The organism is Aeromonas sp. sia0103 (assembly GCF_963895295.1).
GTDB classification, from domain to species: domain Bacteria; phylum Pseudomonadota; class Gammaproteobacteria; order Enterobacterales; family Aeromonadaceae; genus Aeromonas; species Aeromonas encheleia.
Genome location: NZ_CAWQKG010000011.1, coordinates 957,144 through 973,936 on the forward strand (window position 1 = coordinate 957,144; position 16,793 = coordinate 973,936).

The window sequence follows — 16,793 nt, forward strand, 5'->3', positions numbered from 1 at the left end:
CGCGAGCAGAAATAGAAAGGGGAGCCAGTGGCTCCCCTTTTTCATGGGCTCATGGGCGACGCTGGCGTCAGACCGCCCGGTATTCCAGCTCGACCGAACCCAGCGCCTTGAGGGTGGACTGGGCCGCATCCCGCTGGCTGATCTGGCCCTGCTTGTTCTCCAGCAGCACGGCGCGGCGCACCCTGGTGAGATCCTCGCCGTTCAGCACTGCGTGGGCGCAGGCCATCTGCATCGGGGGCAGGCTGGGGTTGAAGGCGGCGTTCTCGGCGTAGCGACCGCAGAAGATGCGACCGTCGGCGAACTGCAGCGCTACCGCGGCGTAACCCTGGCTGTAGGGGGCGTAGCTCTGGCGGGCGGCGGCCAGCGCGGCCTGCCACAGGGGATCGCCGCTCTCCAGCACCAGCTCATGGTGGGCCTGCGGGCTCATCAGGGCATCTGTGATGTCGAGATCCGCCGGGCCGAACGAGTGGGGCAGGAAGGATTGCAGCTCGCTCAGGTCGTCCGGCAGGGAGACCTTCAGAATCTTGGCGGTGCTCAGCTCGTTCATGAACTGGCGGCAGTGACCGCAGGGGGTGTAGTTGACGGTGATCTCGGAGATCCCGGTCTCGCCGCCCAGCCAGGCGTTGGAGATGGCAGACTGCTCGGCATGCACCGAGTGGAACAGCCCCTGGCCGGCGAACTCCATGTTGGCGCCCAGGTACCAGGTACCGCTCAGGCCGCAGGCGATGGCGCCGACGAAGAACTTGGAGATGGGGGCGACCGAGCAGGCGGCGGCCAGCGGCAGCAGGGCGAGGCGCAGGGCGCGATCCTCCAGCCCGGTGGCGGCGCTCAGGGTGGCGATCTGCTCGGGGCTGAAGCGGGCCTGGAAATCGTCGCCCAGCATGGGCAGCAGTGCTGCCTGCAGCGGGGCGGACAGGGTCTCGAGTGGCTTGGCAAAACGGGGATGCATACTGTGTCCTCAAAGGCCAATTGGGGGGCCATTGTAGGGAGCAAGCGCGGCGAAATGTGTGAGCGCGCTCACGCCTTGGTGGGCAAAGGGCCGGCGATGTTAAAGGAAACGTTTGTCTTGCGCAATCTGTGCGTCAGCTCCCAGCACGGGGAATCTTAAGTGTCACCTGAGTATGAGTGGGCGTTTGGCTGGAAAGTGAGCAATGACCGCCAGGGGCGGCCATTGCAGGGGCAGCGTGCGGTGGTCTCAGGTCAGCCAGTGGTAGATGGCAAACAGCAGCGGGGCCACGGCGGCGGTGAGGATGCCGCACACCACCATGGCCAGCGACGAGAAGGCGCCCTGGGTGACCCCCTTCTCGGCGGAGGTGGCGGTGCCGATGGCGTGGGCGCAGGCCCCCATGGCGAGGCCCTGGGCCTCGGGATCTGTCACCCGCATCAGCTTGAGCAAGGGGTAACCGATCAGGGCCCCCAGGATCCCGACCACCACCACCACGGCCGCCGCGATGGCGGGGATGCCGCCCAGCGACTGGCTGACGCTCATGGCCAGCGGGGTGGTGATGGACTTGGTGGCAAGCGAGGCCAGCAGCGCCGGATCTGCCCCCATCAGATGGCCGATCAGCAGGGTAGTGCAGACCGAGATCAGCACAGAGGCAAGGGTGCAGACCAGGATGGGCTTGAGCCTTGAGCGGATCTGGCGGGCCTGCTGATAGAGCGGCAGCGCCAGCGCCACCACCGCCGGTTCCAGCAGCGCCGTGATGGGGAAGGTGCCGTGTTGGTACTGATCCAGCGGCAGATCCAGCCAGAGCAGCAGACCGATGATGACGGCCGTGGGGATCAGCACCGGGTTGACGATGGGCCAAGGCAGGCGGCGATAGAGCGCCCGGGTCATGAAATAGAGGGCCAGGGTCAGCGGAATGGCGAGCCAGAACATCATGGCAGCCTCCTGGTCATGGCCGAGAGGAACGGCATGAGTGGCAGGGCGAACGAGGGGATCATTGCTTGTTCATCCTCTGGTAGAGGTGGCCGACGGTGGCGAGGATCAGCACTATCCCCAGCACGACGCAGAGCATGATGAGCCCGAAGGATTGACGCAGGGGCTCGAGCCAGGCCACCAGCCCGACCGCCACCGGCACGAACAGGACCCCCATGTGGCGCAGCAGCAGGCCGGCACCCTGTTCGACCCAGTGCAGCTTGATGAGTTGCAGGGAGAGCAGCACGAACAGCAGCAGCATGCCGATGATGCTGCCGGGGAAGGCGAAGGGCAGCAGGGCCGCCAGGGTTTTGCCTGTCAGCAGGCAGGCGAGGATGACCATGAAGTCACGAAGGTACAGCAGGGTGCGTTGAAGCAGCACGGGGGCCTCATCTTGGCAACTGTGAGCGAGGTCGCAGTTTAGCAGAGCGCAGGGGTCACAGAACAGGGTCAACTGACCCACAGGCGATACAATGGCGGCCCATCGCCGCCGTTTTTCCGCGTCTTATCATGAGGAGATCCCATGTCGTATCCCGCTCTCTTGTCCGTGCTGCGCCAGTGGCCCGCCGATCCCGCCCTGCCGTCCCATCTGCTGCAGACCCGTCAGTGGAACGGCCCCCTCTGCCGGGTGAGGCTGGATAACACCGGCGCCACCCCTGAGCCCGTGCAGGACTGGCTGCTGTTTGACGGCGAGCTGGGCATCCCCCCCGAGGCGGCCATCTATGGAGAGGGCTTCCAGATGCTGGCCCAGACCATGGGCACTTGGCAGCGCCCCGAGCCGGTCGGGCGCTGCCCGGATGCGGGCGTCTATCGCATTACGGCGGACGAGGGCTATCACAGCGTCCACAACCTGCTGCTGGTCGAGCGGGCGCAGGGCTGGCTGTTGCTCGCCTTCGCCAGCTGCCAGCGCTTTGGCGGCGAGTTTCGGCTCTACCCCGAGGGTCGCCTGCAGATCCTGATGAATGGCGAGGGGCGCTCACTCGCGCCGGGCCAGCACTGGCAGAGCGAGGCGCTGCTCTGTCTGGAGGGGCCGGACAGGGAGGCCCTGCTCGGGGAGCTGGCGAGCCGAGTCGAGGCAGAGCACGGCAGCCTGGTGGCCCAGGTGCCCGCGCGGCCGAGCGGCTGGTGCTCCTGGTATCACTACTATGCGGATGTGAGCGCCGCCGATATTCGCGAGAACTTGGCGGTGCGGGCCGAGCGTTTCCCGGGGCTGCGCTACGTGCAGATAGACGATGGCTACCAGGCCAGGATGGGGGACTGGCTCACTCCCTCCGCCAAGTTCGAGCAGGGGGTAGCGCCGCTCGCGGCCGAGATCCGGGCGGCGGGTTGCGAGCCCGCGCTCTGGGTCGCCCCCTTTATCGCCGAGCCGGGCTCCCGGGTATTTCAGGATCACCCCGACTGGTTCGTGAAAGGGGATGACGGCCTGCCGCTGCCCTCAGAGCGGGTGACCTACGGTGGCTGGCGCTGCACCCCCTGGTATGTGCTCGATGGCACCCACCCCGAGGTGCAGGCCCACCTCGAGCGGGTGTTCCGGACCCTGCGCGAGCAGTGGGGCATCCACTATTTCAAGCTGGACGCCAACTTCTGGGGCGCCATCCACGGCGGCCACTTCTGCGATCCGTCCGCCACCCGGGTAGAGGCCTATAGACGCGGCATGGCGGCCGTGCTGCGCGGGGCGGGCGAGGGCGCCTTCCTGCTCGGCTGCAACGCCCCCCTCTGGCCCAGCCTGGGGCTGGTGCACGGCATGCGGGTGAGCGACGACGTGGAGCGCCAGGGCCCGCGTTTTCGCCAGATAGCCCGGGAAGCCTTCTGCCGCGCCTGGCAGAACGACCGGCTCTGGGCGCTGGATCCCGACTGCGTCTGCCTGCGCGACTTGCCCAATCAGCAGGCCGGCGCGTTCGACTACCAGTTCCACCTGGCCGCCCTGGTGGCGAGCGGTGGCATGGTGCTGGCCGGCGACCGGCTGCAGGATCTCGATGAGCTGCAGGGGGCGCAGCTGCTCAGGCTGTTGGCGCTGTGCGAGGCGCGAGCGCCGGCGGCCCGTTTCGATGACATGGGCTTCTCCCGTGGCCGGGTGACGCTCCCCAGCGGGGGCCAGCTGCTCTGCCTGTTCAACTGGGACGAGCAGGCGAAGAGGCTCGCGCTGCCGGCGGGTGGCACGGACTTCTGGGACGACAGCCCGCTGGGCGACGCCCTTGTGCTGCAGGGTGGGCAGGGGCGGGTGATCCGCTACGCCTGAGGCTAGCGCCCAACAAAAAGGCTCCCGACGGGAGCCTTTTTGTATGGTAAGGGGTCTGGCAGACGGCTTAGAAGTGCCACTCCATCCCGATGGCGTAGTTGGCGGAGCCATAGCCCGGGATCTCGTTGCTGGAGGCCAGCGCCTTGAGGGTCAGGCGGGAGCTCAGGGGAATGCCGAGCCCCATGCCGATGGCGACCTCGTCACTCTGATCCCCCATCATGTCGACGCGCAGGGTGCGGTAGAGGGAGAGATCCTGGCTCATCTGGGCATAGATCTGGGAGGATTTGTTGTAGAGCTGGCCGAAGATCTCCATCTGGAAGCCGTTCTGCGGCGTGATCGCGAGCGGGATCCCGGCGAAGCGATAGAGATCGGAGTGGTTGAAATAGCTGTTGACGATCTGGGGTGTGAAGTCGGTCTGCTGATAGAGGTTGCTGAAGTTGCGTTCGATCAGCTGATAGGTCTGCTCCGGCAGACGCAGCAGATAGTCCGGCACCTCGAAACGGATCCCCGCCATGGCGGCCGATGGCAGCAGGGTGCAGCTGATAAGCGTTAGAGCAGTGAGTCCGGAGCGCATCAAGATCCCCAAGGGTCGAAAGCAAGGCATCCATGCCAGCCGTGCATACAAGTAATTAAATTGTCAGGAGTCTTGGCTCCCTTGCTCATTATGTCGTGAGCGCAGGGAGCGTACAGGTTTTTTACTGTGAAACGGCTCACATCTCATAGATCTTCGAGGTAGTGATAGAGGCTCTTGAGGATGGCAAAGTTCCGTTCGTTACCCTGGTTCTGCTCCGCCAGCGCCTCGAGGCGTGGCACATAATCCGGCAGACGGCTGCTGAAGTAGTCGCTGCAGTGCAGACGCCAGCGCTTCTGCTCCGCCTCGCTCAGGGTGTGCGGCCAGTTGCGGGCACGGTAGCGGAACAGCATCTCCGGCAGGCGCGGATCGCTGAAGGCAAATTCCCGCTCGCCCAGCAGTTCCGCCGGGGTGGCGCGCACCAGATCCAGGGCGGCCTTGTCGCCGTGACCGAAGAAACCGGCGTAGAGCTGGGTATCGGGATCGCCGTCGTTGCTGCCGGCAAACTCCTGATTGAACACCTCCACCAGTTTTTCCCGCACTTCGGGGTGGGCCCGCAGCAGATCCAGGCTCTTGCGGCACTGCTCGCGGTTGACCCCGAGCTCGTCGGCCCGGGCCGGGGTCAGGGTCGCGGCGGGGGCCAACACAGGGCACTTGTTGATGTGCACCAGCTTGACCGGAATGCCCACCAGATCCCCCAGCTCCTCTTTTTTGGTGTAGAGCCGCTCGCGGATCTCGTCGCTGGAGAGCTCGATGAGCGGGCTGGGGTCACGGGTGAGATCCACCATGATCACCGCATTCTGATTGGTCGGATGCCAGGCCAGCGGTGACACCCAGCTCACGCACCCCTGCCAGGGGGAGAACATGCCCGAGACATGCACCAGTGGCTTCATGGTCACCACGTCGATCAGCGCCTTCACCTTGTTTTTGTTGCGCAGGCCAAACAGGTAGTCGAACAGCTTGGGCTGGGCCTGCTTCACCAGCTTGGCCAGCTCTATGGTGGCCAAGACATCTGACAGCGCATCGTGGGCGTTGGCATGGGCGACGCCGTTGGCCACCGTCAGTTTCTCCAGCCGGAAGCTCGGCTTGCCCTCCTCATCGAAGGCCCAGGTGATCCCCTCCGGGCGCAGGGCATAGCAGGCCCGCAGCATGTCGAGGATGTCCCAGCGGGAGTTGCCGTTCTGCCAGGCGTAGGCGTAGGGGTCGTAGAAGTTGCGATACAGGGTGTAGCGGGTTACCTCGTCATCGAAGCGGATGCTGTTGTAGCCCAGCACGCAGGTGTTCGGAGTGGCGAACTGCTCGTGGATCTGACGGATGAAGTCCGCCTCGCACAGCCCGTCCTTCATCGCCTTCTGCGGCGTGATGCCGGTGATGAGGCAGGCCTCGGGCTCAGGCAGGTAGTCCGCCGGCGGCTTGCAATAGATCACCAGCGGCTCGCCGATGACGTTGAAATCCGCGTCGGTGCGAATGCCGGCGAACTGCGCCGGTCTGTCCCGCGCCGGGCTGATGCCGAAGGTCTCGTAGTCGTGGAAGTAGAAGGTGGGCTCGCTGCCTGGCTGTGCTGTTTTGCTCATGTTGTTCGAGATGGGCTGTCCGATGGCGGCGCCATGGCGCCTGGGTGGGCGGTGCCATGCACCGCAGTTGCCAGCATGGTAAACCATAGCGCAGGCAGAGCGAAGCCTGGGGCGGTTGCCTGCTGTTTTAATGGGCAGAATGAAACGGTGCTATTTGGCTATATCCCTCACTTTCTGTTCCACCTGATGGGCGATGGCCCGAATATGTGCCAGTTCCAGCGTGCCGACGCGCAACTGTGGCAGCACCTGTTCATCTCCTTGAAGCGGGATAAACAGCGGGTTTAACTATGCCTATCCATGGACGGCGCACTCTTTTTGCCGCACGAACATAAGGTTGCAGAGAAAGGATAGTGGCCGTGAAGGCGGGCAGGTAAATCCTGTCGCAGCTGGACATAGGTTGGGGCCCGATACAGATGTGAAGAGGCTCTACTCAGGGGTTGTCTCTGGATGAGGGTAGCGGCATCAGGCTGTGCAGATCGAGCAGGGTGAAGAAGCCGCCCTCATGAGGGTACCAGCCGCCGGTGTCGATGTAGTACACATTGCCGAGGCGGGCGGGGGTGCTCAGCGGGGTGTGACCCACCACCAGCGCGACCAGATCCGCGACTCCACTCTCATCTCGCAGCTCTATGCGGCGGCGTGACCACAGGCAGACGTTCTTGATGGCCCGCAGCTGGCTGCCGGTTACCCCGCCGTCCAGCTTGTCCAGCAGCGTTTGCCAGGAGGGGAAGGGGCAGTCGGCATGCAGCAGGCCGACCGGGCCGCTCGGGGTGGCCACCTCGATGGCAATCGGCAGTGCGCGGTAGCGGGCGGCAAAATCGTCTCGCTCGGCGCTGGCCAGGCGCTGAAACCAGGCGCCCCCATTCTGGATCCAGTTGTCTTTATCGCAGCTCTCGTGGCGGCAGACGTAGTCGTCGTGATTGCCACACACGGGGTGGAACCAGGGGCGTGCCAGCCAGTCGAGGGCCTGCGTGCACTCAGGCCCTCGATCGGTCAGATCGCCGACGGAGAAGAGGCGATCGCACATCGGATCGAAACCCACCCGGTTCAGCGCCTGTTGCAGCAGCGCAAAATAGCCGTGGATGTCACCGACGGCCAGATCGCGCCCCTGGTGGTTGAGGGGGAAGCGTCGGATCAGTGGCGCCTTGTCCATGCCTTGCTTCCTTGGTTGGGGTCGTCGGCCCAGGGCGGTGCCGAATGGCCGCTGCGGATGATTGCGTCGCTGATAAGAGCAGCATGGCACGCTCTGCCTCGGCGGTGTAGGGGCGGGCGGGATCAGGGCGCCCCGTCGCCCGGCGGCAGGGCTGGCGCATGTACCGTCGCCGATTTGCCTAGGCATTTTTCTGGGCACACACAGCCGAAGGATCCCATCCTAATGAAGACCGCCATCCGTTTCACACAGGGAGTCTCATCATGGCCGAATACAGGGTTCGTCTGGTCGCCCGCCACCCGCTCGCCGAAGGCACCATGGCCTTTCATTTCGAAAAACCGGAAGGGTTTGACCACAAGCCCGGCCAAGCCCTGGATCTCAGCCTGCCGGGACATCAGGACAACCCCAGATCCCCCGATGTCCGCCACACCTTCTCCATCGTCAGTGCGCCCCATGAGGACGAGTTGCTGGTGGCCACCCGCATGCGGGACAGCGCCTTCAAGCGTGCGCTGGGCGCCCTGCCCCTCGACAGCAAGCTCCAGATCAACGGCCCCTTCGGCTCGCTCACCCTGCACAAGCAGCCGGAGCGTGCCGGCGTGCTCATCGCCGGCGGCATCGGGATCACCCCCTTCATGAGCATGCTGCGGCACGCCGCCAAGCAGCAGACCCCGCAGGACTTGCTGCTGCTCTACAGCAACCGGCGACCGGAGGATGCGGCCTTCCTGGCCGAACTGCAGCGGCTCGAGCGACTCAACCCGAGATTTCGCCTGCTGGCGACCATGACGGACATGGCGCACTCGGCGCAGCCCTGGCAGGGCGAGACCCATGTCATCGACAGCCCCTGGCTGAAACAGGCCATCACCGGGCTGGCCAACCCGGTCTGCTACGTCTCAGGCCCGCCGCTCATGGTCGAGGCCATCTGCCAGGCGCTGACGGCGGCCGGCATGGATGAGGAGAACGTGCGCAGCGAATCCTTCTATGGCTATTGAACGGGGTGCCGGCGCCACTCCCGTCGACTGCAGATTGAAATAGGGCCTGTCATATCGTGCGCGGCAGGCCTGCCCACCAGCCGTCCCGCCCTCGCGGCGGGACGCGCTTTTTCCCTGCTCGTACATAAGGTTACAGAAGATTGATAGCCGCCCCGAGGGGGCTGGTGTAAACCTGATGGCGACTGGCAGGGAGGGGTGACCAACAGCTCGCATTCGCCGTTCTGGCTTGGCCGCGAGAGGTGGGCGGCGACGGCACCCCGGCCGAGGTTCGTTCTCATTTGGACTGTATTTTCTCCACCCGACGTGGATTCTCTCCTTAGTCTCAATGGGGTGTGTTTGTTATTTCTCTCCTGACAGGAATTTTGAATGCGGCGTTCGCTGTTAATCTGGTTGGGCCCCCTGTGCAGCCTGTTGCTGCTGGGGGCGGCATTGACCGTGCTGTATCGTTTGACCCACCTCTGGCACTGGCACGACATCCGGCTGGCCATCTGGTCCCAGCCCTTGCCGCAGCTGGGCGGGGCGCTGTTGCTGACCCTGCTCAGCTACGGCTGCCTCTGCTGCTATGACCTGCTGGCGGTGCGCGCACTCGGCAGGCGGCTGCCCTGGCAACAGATCGGCATGACCTCCTTCATCGCCTACACCTTCTCCAATACCCTGGGGTTCGCGCTGCTGACCGGCTCCTCGGTACGCTACCGGATCTACTCCTCGCTCGGACTCGGCACGGGGGAGGTGGCCAGAGTCATACTGTTCTGCTCCATCACCTTCTTCCTCGGTCTGCTGGCCTGGGGCGGCGGCGCCTTGTTGCTGGGGCAGGCCGCCACCCTGTTGCCTGGCTGGCCGGCATGGACCGGTTGGCTGCTGCAGCTGGTCGGCGCCCTGGCGCTGCTGGCGGTGCTGGGCTATCTGCTGTGGCCCAGGTCGGCCCTCTCCTGGCGCGGCCACGAGCTGGTGCTGCCAACCTTCAAGACGCGCCTGCTGCAACTGCTGATCGCCCTGCTGGACTGGATGGCCGCCGCCGCCGTGCTCTATGTGCTGTTGCCGGCGGGCAGCGTCTCCTACCCGGTGCTGCTCAGCGCCTTCGTGCTCGCCAGCTTCCTCGGGGTGCTGGCTCATGTGCCCGGCGGGATAGGGGTGTTCGAGGCGAGCATGAGCCTGCTGCTCGCCCAGTATCTGCCGGTAGACAAACTGCTGGCCTCCTTGCTGCTCTATCGCTGCGCCTATTACCTGCTGCCCTTCCTCTGCGCCCTGCTGCTGTTTGCCAGCCAGGAGGCCTTGCAGCAGCGGGCCCGCTGGCACCGGCTGCAGGGGATCATGGCCGCCATGCGCGAATTCCTGCCGGCCCTGGTCAGCCTGGGCACCTTCGCGGCCGGCACCCTGCTGCTCTGCTCCGGCATGCTGCCGACCATGCGAGGGCGGATCGAAGCCTTGCTGCAGCTGTTGCCGCTGCACCTGCTGGAGCTGTCCCATGTGCTCGGCAGCGTCAGCGGCGTGCTGTTGATCCTGCTGGCACACAGTCTCTATCGGCGCCACGATGCCGCCTTCCGGATCACCCAGTGGCTGCTGGCGCTCGGGATGTTCTTCTCCCTGCTCAAGGGATTTGACTGGGAGTCGGCCCTGCTGCTCGGCACCTTCCTGCTGATCATCAGCCCCTGCCGCAGCCTGTTCTACCGCAAGGGCTCCCTGCTGCATGCCCAATTCACCCCGGGTTGGCTCCTGTCGGTGGGCGCCGTGCTGCTGTGGGCGCTGTGGCTGCTGCTGTTCTCCTATCGCCAGGTGGCGTATGACCACAGCCTCTGGCTCCACTTCTCGCCCCATGGCGCCGCCTCCCGTGGCCTGCGCGCCATGGGCAGCGTGATCGCCGTGCTGGCCGCGGTCGGGGTAGCGCAACTGCTGGCTCCCTTGCGGATCTCCGGCCACAAGCCGGACCAGGAGGAGTTGGCCAGGGCGCAGGCACTGGTGCGGCGGGAGGGCGGTGGCCACGGCTATCTGGCGCAGCTCGGTGACAAGTCGTTGCTGTTTCATCCCGGTGGCGAGGCGTTTCTGATGTATGGGGTCGAGGGCAATGGCTGGATAGTGATGGGGGATCCCATCGGCCATGCCTCGCTCATCGAGGAGCTGCTCTGGCAGTTTCGCGAGCTGTGCGATGAGCACGACGTCAACCCGGTGTTCTATCAGGTGTCGGCCCGCTATCTGCCGCTCTATCTGGATCTCGGCCTGATCCCGTTCAAGCTGGGGGAGGAGGCCATCGTCGAGCTGCGCGAGTTCGATCTCGCTAGCAGTCGGCTGCGCAACCTGCGCCAGAGCCATGCCAAGGGCAAGCGGGAGGGGCTCAGCTTCGAGGTGGTGGATGCAGATCGGGTCGTCGCCTTGCTGCCCAACCTGAGCGCCATCTCCGACGCCTGGTTGCAGGGCAAGCAGGGCAAGGAGAAGGGCTTCTCGGTGGGCAGTTTCGAGCCCGGCTACCTCGCCTTGAGCCCGGCGGCGCTGGTGCGACAGGGTGGGGATCTCGTCGGCTTTGCCAACCTCTGGGTCAGCGATGACAAGGAGAGCCTCTCCATCGATCTGATGCGCTACGACACGGATGCGGGCATGGCGCCCATCATGGACTTCCTGTTTGTCGAGCTGCTGCTGTGGGGCAAGGCCCAGGGCTATGCCAGCTTCAATCTCGGCATGGCGCCCATGTCCGGCTTCAACGACCACCCGCTCGGCGGTTACTGGGCCCGGCTTGGCAACACCCTCTTCACCCGGGGCAGCCGTTTCTACAACTTCCAGGGACTGCGGCGTTACAAGGAGAAGTTCTCCCCGCGCTGGGAGCCCCGCTATCTGCTCTGCACCAGCCGATTGGCGCTGCCCGGTACCCTGACCCACCTGATCTCCCTGATAAGCCGCGGCCCGCTCGGGCTGATGAAGAAATAGGAGTCGGCCATGAGAGCCCTGTTGTTACTGTCCCTGCATTGTTTTTTGCCATCCCCGTTGAGTCGGGACCTGCTTTGGCCCGTCAAGCGAAACGGGAGTGGCTCATGAGAGCGCTGTTATTGCTGCTGCTGTGTTGTTCGTTTCCGCTCTTCGCCGCCTCGGTGAAGGCGGATCTCGGCCTGGTGGAACTGCCGGTGGCGCAGGCATCGTCGGCGCCCATGGTGGTGTTCCTGAGCGGGGACGGGGGCTGGGCCGCGCTGGACAAGGGGCTGAGCGCCGAGCTGCAACGCCACGGCATGCCGGTGGTGGGCTGGAGTTCGCTTAGCTACTACTGGCAGAAGAAGACGCCGGCGCAGGCAACCCGGGATCTGGTGCGGATTCTGGACGATTATCAGGCGCGCTGGGGACGCCAGCGCTGGCTGCTGGTGGGCTTCTCCTTCGGCGCCGAGATAGTCCCCTTCGTCATCAACCGCCTGCCGGAGGCCTATCGCAACAGCCTGGTGGGGGCCGTGATGCTCTCCCCCTCGACCGCGTCGGATTTCGAGATCCACGTCAGCGACATGGTGGTGCATGGCGAGGCGGGCAGCTATCCCACCCAGCCCGAGGTCAAGGCCATCCACAGCCTGCCGCTGCTCTGCGTGCAGGGGGCCGAGGATGACTCCCCGGTGCGGCTCTGCCCTCGGCTGCAACAGACCAACGTCAGGACGGTCACGCTGCCGGGGGCACACCACTTCGATGACGACTATGGTGCGCTGTTTCAGAGCATCGCCGCTCATCTGCCTCCGGTGCAGGGGTCGGCTGCGCCGTGATCTCGGGTGGCAAGGCCAGGTCGGATGGTGTTGGGATGAGGCAGGCGTGACGGGTTGGAGGGAGCAAGGCAATCAATGGGGCAGGGTCAGGAGGCGAGCCCGATGAATTGGCCCGCCTCATGGTTACTTCTGGGTCGTTAAAGCGCGGCCATGGCCTCTCTGACCAGGGCGCCTATCTTGTCCCACTCCCGCCGATCGATGAGATCGGCCGGGACCATCCAGGTGCCACCGCAGGCAAACACCGATTTAAGGGCCAGGTAATCCCTCACATTGCTCGGGCTGACGCCGCCGGTGGGCATGAAGCTGACCGGGTAGACGGCGCTCATGGCCTTGAGCATGGGCAGGCCACCGGAGGGCTCCGCCGGGAAGAACTTGAGGGTGCGCAAGCCCAGCTCCATCGCCTGCTCGACCAGGCTGGGGTTGTTGACCCCGGGGATCATCAGCACACCGCGTGCCTGGCAATACTGGACGATGCGCGGGTTGAGGCCGGGGCTCACGATGAAGTCCACCCCGGCATCGATGGCCTGATCCACCTGGGCTGTGGTGAGCACAGTGCCGGCACCGATGATCATGGTGGGGAAGGCGGCCCGCAGCTGGCGAATGGCCTCGGCGGCGGCGGGCGTGCGGAAGGTGATCTCGGCGCTCGGCATGCCGTTGTCCATCAGGGCCCGACCCAGAGCCACGGCGTCATCGGCATCCTTGATGGCGATGACGGGAATGATCTTCAGGGTCGACAATTTTTCAAGCAATGCTGACATGGGATGCCTCTGTGGTAGGAAGGGGAGTGGTCGGCATCGCCGGGCGGGGAATGATGGCCCCGCGATGCTGGATGACGGTGCTGGCCAGCAGATGGGCATAGTGCGCCGCCTCGCTCGCCGCCTGCCCGGCCAGCCGCTTGGCGAGGTAGCCGGCGCTGAACGAGTCACCTGCTGCCGTGGTATCGATCACCAGCTCCTTGGCCAAAGACATGGCAGAGACCTCGTCGTGGCGCTCGCCTTGCACTATGAGGCAGGGCTCGGCGCCGCGTTTGATGATGATTTCCGGCACGCCGAGCGCCTGGGTGCGCGTCAGGGTCTGGGTCTCATGACTGTCGCCCCAGAGTGCCATCTCGTCATCCAGCGTCAGGAAGGCGATATCCGTCAGTGCCAGCACGGCGCCATAGGCCTGCTGCGCCGCCTCTTTGCTTTCCCACAGCCGTGGCCGGTAGTTGTTGTCGAACGCTATCTTCACGCCGGCCGCCCGGCACTCGGCCAGTCGTCGCAACAGGTTCAAGCGATCGGCGGGGGAGAGGATGGCGAGGCTGATCCCGCTCAGATAGAGGTAGTCAAAGCCGAGCAGCTGCTGGCAGATGGTCTCGGCCGTCGGGCCCTGCAGCCAGTAGCGGGCCGCCGCGTCGTTGCGCCAGTAGTGAAAGGTGCGCTCGCCCTGTTCATCGGTCTCGATGAGATAGAGGCCGGGCAGCTTGTGCTCGAGGCGCTGCACCAGCTCGGTGTGAATCCCTTCCTGTTGCCACTGGGCCAGCATGGCGTCGCTCATGGCGTCGGTGCCGAGGGCCGTCACATAGTGCACGACCAACTCGGGGTTGGCACGGGTCAGGTAGACCGCCGTGTTGAGGGTGTCTCCGCCGAAGTGGCGCACTATGCCCGCCTTGCTCTCGGATAGTTCGATCATGCACTCGCCGATGACGGCAATCTTGGTAGGCATATGTCCTCCCGCGTTGATGATGGGGCACATTATATGTCATGCCCAATCGCCATCAAGTAAATTAAAACAATGTTTCATTAAATTATTTATAAATGTGAATTTGATCTGGAAGGGATGAGGACCAGTCTTTTGCTGGCCGGTTGGTCACAGCTCCGGCTATGGCGGCGCGGATCGAACAGGGCATGGGGCGGGTCAGCCGAGATGGCGTCGTCCAGCGCCAATATCCGCGGCCATGACTATGATTGCGCAGTCGTTTTAAATATAATGAAACGACGGAATTTATAAGGAGATCCCTATGTCAGTGGTAGATAACTCGCCGGATTCGGTCTCGTCAGTCCTGAAAGTGTTCGGCATCTTGCAGGCGCTGGGCGAACAGAAAGAGATTGGCGTCACCGAGCTGTCCCAGCGGATCATGATGTCCAAGAGCACCGTGTATCGTTTCCTGCAGACGATGAAGACCCTGGGCTACGTCAATCAGGAGGGGGAGTCCGACAAGTACACCCTGAGCCTGAAGCTGTTCGAACTCGGTGGCAAGGCACTGGAGCATCAGGAGCTGATCCCGATCGCGGATAACCAGATGCACCGCCTCGGCAAGCTGACCAAGGAGACCCTGCACCTGGGGGCGCTCGATGAGGACAGCATCGTCTACCTGCACAAGATCGACTCCGAGTACAATCTGCGCATGTATTCCCGCATCGGTCGCCGTCGTCCGCTCTACAGCACCGGCCTTGGCAAGGTGATGATGGCCTGGCTGCCCGAGGAAGAGGTGCGCAGCATGCTGGCCAACGTGACCTTCGAGCGTTTCACCGATCGTACCCTGACCGACGTCGATGCCTTGCTGGCGGAGCTGGCGCTGGTGCGCGAGCAGGGATACGCGGAAGACAACGAAGAGATGGAGCCGGGCCTGCGTTGCTTCGCCGTGCCCATCTACAGCCGCATGGGCCGCATCATCGCGGGGCTTTCCCTGTCGCTGCCTGTGGTGCGCTTCGAGGAGGCGAAAGGCGCCGAGCTGGTGCGTCTGCTGCACGAGGCGGCAAGCAATATCTCCGCCGACATGGGGTTCCACGACTACCCGTTCGTCCCGCGCTAGGGCGGGGAGGCCGGCACCTGTTGCTGGCGCCGTGAGACATAAAGAGGGCGTGCAAGGCACGCCCTCTTTATTTGTCCGCTTGCCAACAGACGAAAAAGGCGCCCTCGGGCGCCTTTTTGCATGCAGAGGAATTAACGGGCCAGCCAGCCACCGTCGACGGCGATGGTGTAGCCATTGATGTAATTGGAGGCGGCGGAGGCCAGGAAGACCACGGGGCCCATCATGTCATCCGGCACGCCCCAGCGACCGGCTGGGATCCGCTCCAGGATGGCGGCGTTGCGGTCATCATCGGCGCGCAGGGCTGTGGTGTTATTGGTGGCCATGTAGCCGGGGGCGATGGCGTTGACGTTGATGCCCTTGCTGGCCCATTCGTTGGCCAACAGGCGGGTGATCCCCATGACGGCACTCTTGGATGCGGTGTAAGAGGGCACGCGAATGCCACCCTGATAGGAGAGCATGGAGGCGATGTTGACTATTTTGCCGCCCTGGCCCTGGGCCATGAACTGTTTCCCCACGGCCTGGGACATGAAAAAGACGCTCTTGATGTTGATGTTCATCACGTCGTCCCAGTCTTTCTCGCTGAAGCTGATGGCATCTTCGCGGCGGATGATGCCAGCGTTGTTGACCAGGATATCGACGCGACCGAAGCGGGAGACCGCCTGATCCACCAGTGCGGGCAGGCCATCCACCTTGCTGACATCGGCCTTGAGGCTCAGGAAGGTGCGACCGAGCGCCTCCACCTTGGCGATGGTGTCGGTGGGTTCGACGATGTTGATGCCGACGATGTCACAGCCGGCTTCGGCCAGACCGAGCGCCATGCCCTGACCCAGACCGGTGTCACAGCCGGTCACGATGGCGACCTTACCCTTCAAATCGAATGCGTTGAGAATCATCTTGTTTCCTCTGCTGCCACCCTGGGTGACAGGCATGATGGGGGGGAATTCGGGCAGTGCAGACTGCCCGGCACAGAATGGGAATTAGCGCAGATCCTTGACGGCCACATGATCCATGTCGCCGAACACCTGGTTCTCGCCGACCATGCCCCAGATGAAGGTGTAGGCCTGGGTGCCGACGCCGGAGTGGATGGACCAGCTCGGGGAGATCACCGCCTGCTCGTTGTGGACCAGCAGATGGCGGGTCTCGTCCGGCTTGCCCATCATGTGGAACACGGCGGCATCGTCCTTCATGTTGAAGTAGAAATAGACTTCCATGCGGCGCTCGTGGGTGTGGCAGGGCATGGTGTTCCACAGGCTGCCCTCTTCCAGCTGGGTCATGCCCATCACCAGTTGGCAGGTCGGCAGTACATCCGGCACCAGGTACTTGTAGATGGTGCGGCGGTTGCTGGTGGCAGCGTCGCCCAGGGTGCTCGGGGAGGCCTGCGCCTGGGTGACCTTGCGGGTCGGGAAGCTCACATGGGCCGGGGCGCTGTTGTAGTAAAACTTGGCCGGCTGCGCGGCGCTGACGCTGGCAAAGCTCAACTCACGGGCACCCTGACCCACATAGAGCGCCTCGGCGTTGCCGATCTCGAAGGTGGTGCCATCGACCACCACCACACCGGGGCCGCCGATGTTGATGAGGCCCAGCTCGCGGCGCTCCAGGAAGTAGCTGACGCCAAAGGTCTTGCCCAGCGCGTCCGAGAAGGCGAGGGGACCCTGGACCGGCATGATGCCACCGAACACGATGCGGTCGATGTGGCTGTAGGTCATGGTCAGCTGGTCCGGCGTGAAGATCTCTTCTACCAGGAATTCACGGCGCAGGCCCTGAGTGTCCAGCTGTTTGGCGTGATCGCTGTGAATGCTTTGACGAATTTGCATGGTTAACCTCGATGAGCGCCGC

15 protein-coding genes are annotated in these 16,793 nt (G+C 64.2%); 5 read left to right on the top strand and 10 right to left on the bottom strand.

The features are described from left to right. Positions 1 to 67: 67 nt before the first annotated feature. The 3 genes from cdd to AACW18_RS07040 all read right to left on the bottom strand — a co-directional run bounded on the left by cdd (position 68) and on the right by AACW18_RS07040 (position 2,300). Positions 68 to 949 carry a cytidine deaminase gene (gene cdd / locus AACW18_RS07030; protein WP_218388201.1) on the bottom strand — a complete coding sequence of 294 codons (882 nt, stop codon included), beginning with the start codon at positions 947 to 949 and terminating at the stop codon, positions 68 to 70. 246 nt (positions 950 to 1,195) lie between these two features. After that, positions 1,196 to 1,882 carry an LrgB family protein gene (locus tag AACW18_RS07035; RefSeq protein WP_218388202.1) on the bottom strand — a complete coding sequence of 229 codons (687 nt, stop codon included), beginning with the start codon at positions 1,880 to 1,882 and terminating at the stop codon, positions 1,196 to 1,198. Between the two features lie 58 nt (positions 1,883 to 1,940). Beyond that, on the bottom strand, positions 1,941 to 2,300 hold the full coding sequence (locus tag AACW18_RS07040; RefSeq protein WP_042653570.1) for a CidA/LrgA family protein: 360 nt from the start codon (positions 2,298 to 2,300) through the stop codon (positions 1,941 to 1,943). Between the two features lie 141 nt (positions 2,301 to 2,441). Between AACW18_RS07040 and AACW18_RS07045 the strand changes: the two genes are divergently transcribed. Beyond that, entirely contained in the window at positions 2,442 to 4,157 is a 1,716-nt protein-coding gene (locus AACW18_RS07045; RefSeq protein ID WP_218388203.1) for a glycoside hydrolase family 36 protein, read from the top strand. Positions 4,158 to 4,224: 67 nt separating this feature from the next. Here AACW18_RS07045 and AACW18_RS07050 read toward each other — a convergent pair whose 3' ends face one another. From AACW18_RS07050 to AACW18_RS07060, 3 genes are all read right to left on the bottom strand, one after another. Next, the gene (locus AACW18_RS07050) at positions 4,225 to 4,731 is read right to left on the bottom strand and encodes a hypothetical protein (protein ID WP_218292349.1); all 507 of its coding nucleotides are present in this window, start codon (positions 4,729 to 4,731) and stop codon (positions 4,225 to 4,227) included. 143 nt (positions 4,732 to 4,874) lie between these two features. Then, positions 4,875 to 6,302 carry an exodeoxyribonuclease I gene (gene sbcB, locus AACW18_RS07055; protein WP_218388204.1) on the bottom strand — a complete coding sequence of 476 codons (1,428 nt, stop codon included), beginning with the start codon at positions 6,300 to 6,302 and terminating at the stop codon, positions 4,875 to 4,877. A 430-nt stretch (positions 6,303 to 6,732) separates the two neighbouring features. Next, a complete protein-coding gene (locus AACW18_RS07060) occupies positions 6,733 to 7,452 on the bottom strand; it encodes a metallophosphoesterase (protein ID WP_218388205.1) in 720 nt (239 codons plus the stop codon). A 260-nt stretch (positions 7,453 to 7,712) separates the two neighbouring features. Here AACW18_RS07060 and AACW18_RS07065 point away from each other — a divergent pair, with 260 nt between their 5' ends. The 3 genes from AACW18_RS07065 to AACW18_RS07075 all read left to right on the top strand — a co-directional run bounded on the left by AACW18_RS07065 (position 7,713) and on the right by AACW18_RS07075 (position 12,163). Continuing rightward, complete coding sequence (locus AACW18_RS07065; protein WP_042653576.1) at positions 7,713 to 8,438, top strand: ferredoxin--NADP reductase; 726 nt, start codon at positions 7,713 to 7,715, stop codon at positions 8,436 to 8,438. A gap of 366 nt (positions 8,439 to 8,804) precedes the next feature. Next, positions 8,805 to 11,354, top strand: a complete 2,550-nt coding sequence (gene mprF, locus AACW18_RS07070; protein WP_218388206.1) for a bifunctional lysylphosphatidylglycerol flippase/synthetase MprF — start codon at positions 8,805 to 8,807, stop codon at positions 11,352 to 11,354. A 104-nt stretch (positions 11,355 to 11,458) separates the two neighbouring features. Beyond that, positions 11,459 to 12,163, top strand: a complete 705-nt coding sequence (locus AACW18_RS07075) for a virulence factor (RefSeq protein WP_218388207.1) — start codon at positions 11,459 to 11,461, stop codon at positions 12,161 to 12,163. A 137-nt stretch (positions 12,164 to 12,300) separates the two neighbouring features. On the opposite strand, the gene AACW18_RS07080 is transcribed toward AACW18_RS07075, so the two are convergent. Together AACW18_RS07080 and AACW18_RS07085 are read right to left on the bottom strand one after the other, a co-directional pair. Further along, positions 12,301 to 12,921, bottom strand: coding sequence for a bifunctional 4-hydroxy-2-oxoglutarate aldolase/2-dehydro-3-deoxy-phosphogluconate aldolase (locus AACW18_RS07080; RefSeq protein WP_218388208.1), 621 nt, complete (start codon positions 12,919 to 12,921; stop codon positions 12,301 to 12,303). Further along, positions 12,905 to 13,867, bottom strand: a complete 963-nt coding sequence (locus AACW18_RS07085) for a sugar kinase (RefSeq protein ID WP_218388209.1) — start codon at positions 13,865 to 13,867, stop codon at positions 12,905 to 12,907. The genes AACW18_RS07080 and AACW18_RS07085 overlap by 17 nt, the downstream gene beginning before the upstream one ends. Before the next feature lie 295 nt (positions 13,868 to 14,162). Between AACW18_RS07085 and kdgR the strand changes: the two genes are divergently transcribed. After that, the gene (kdgR, locus tag AACW18_RS07090) at positions 14,163 to 14,957 is read left to right on the top strand and encodes a DNA-binding transcriptional regulator KdgR (RefSeq protein WP_256351771.1); all 795 of its coding nucleotides are present in this window, start codon (positions 14,163 to 14,165) and stop codon (positions 14,955 to 14,957) included. A gap of 131 nt (positions 14,958 to 15,088) precedes the next feature. On the opposite strand, the gene kduD is transcribed toward kdgR, so the two are convergent. After that, a complete protein-coding gene (gene kduD, locus AACW18_RS07095; protein WP_218388210.1) occupies positions 15,089 to 15,850 on the bottom strand; it encodes a 2-dehydro-3-deoxy-D-gluconate 5-dehydrogenase KduD in 762 nt (253 codons plus the stop codon). 84 nt (positions 15,851 to 15,934) lie between these two features. Beyond that, positions 15,935 to 16,771 (bottom strand): 5-dehydro-4-deoxy-D-glucuronate isomerase, encoded by an 837-nt coding sequence (gene kduI, locus AACW18_RS07100; protein WP_218388211.1) that lies wholly within the window; start codon positions 16,769 to 16,771, stop codon positions 15,935 to 15,937. Positions 16,772 to 16,793: the final 22 nt, after the last annotated feature.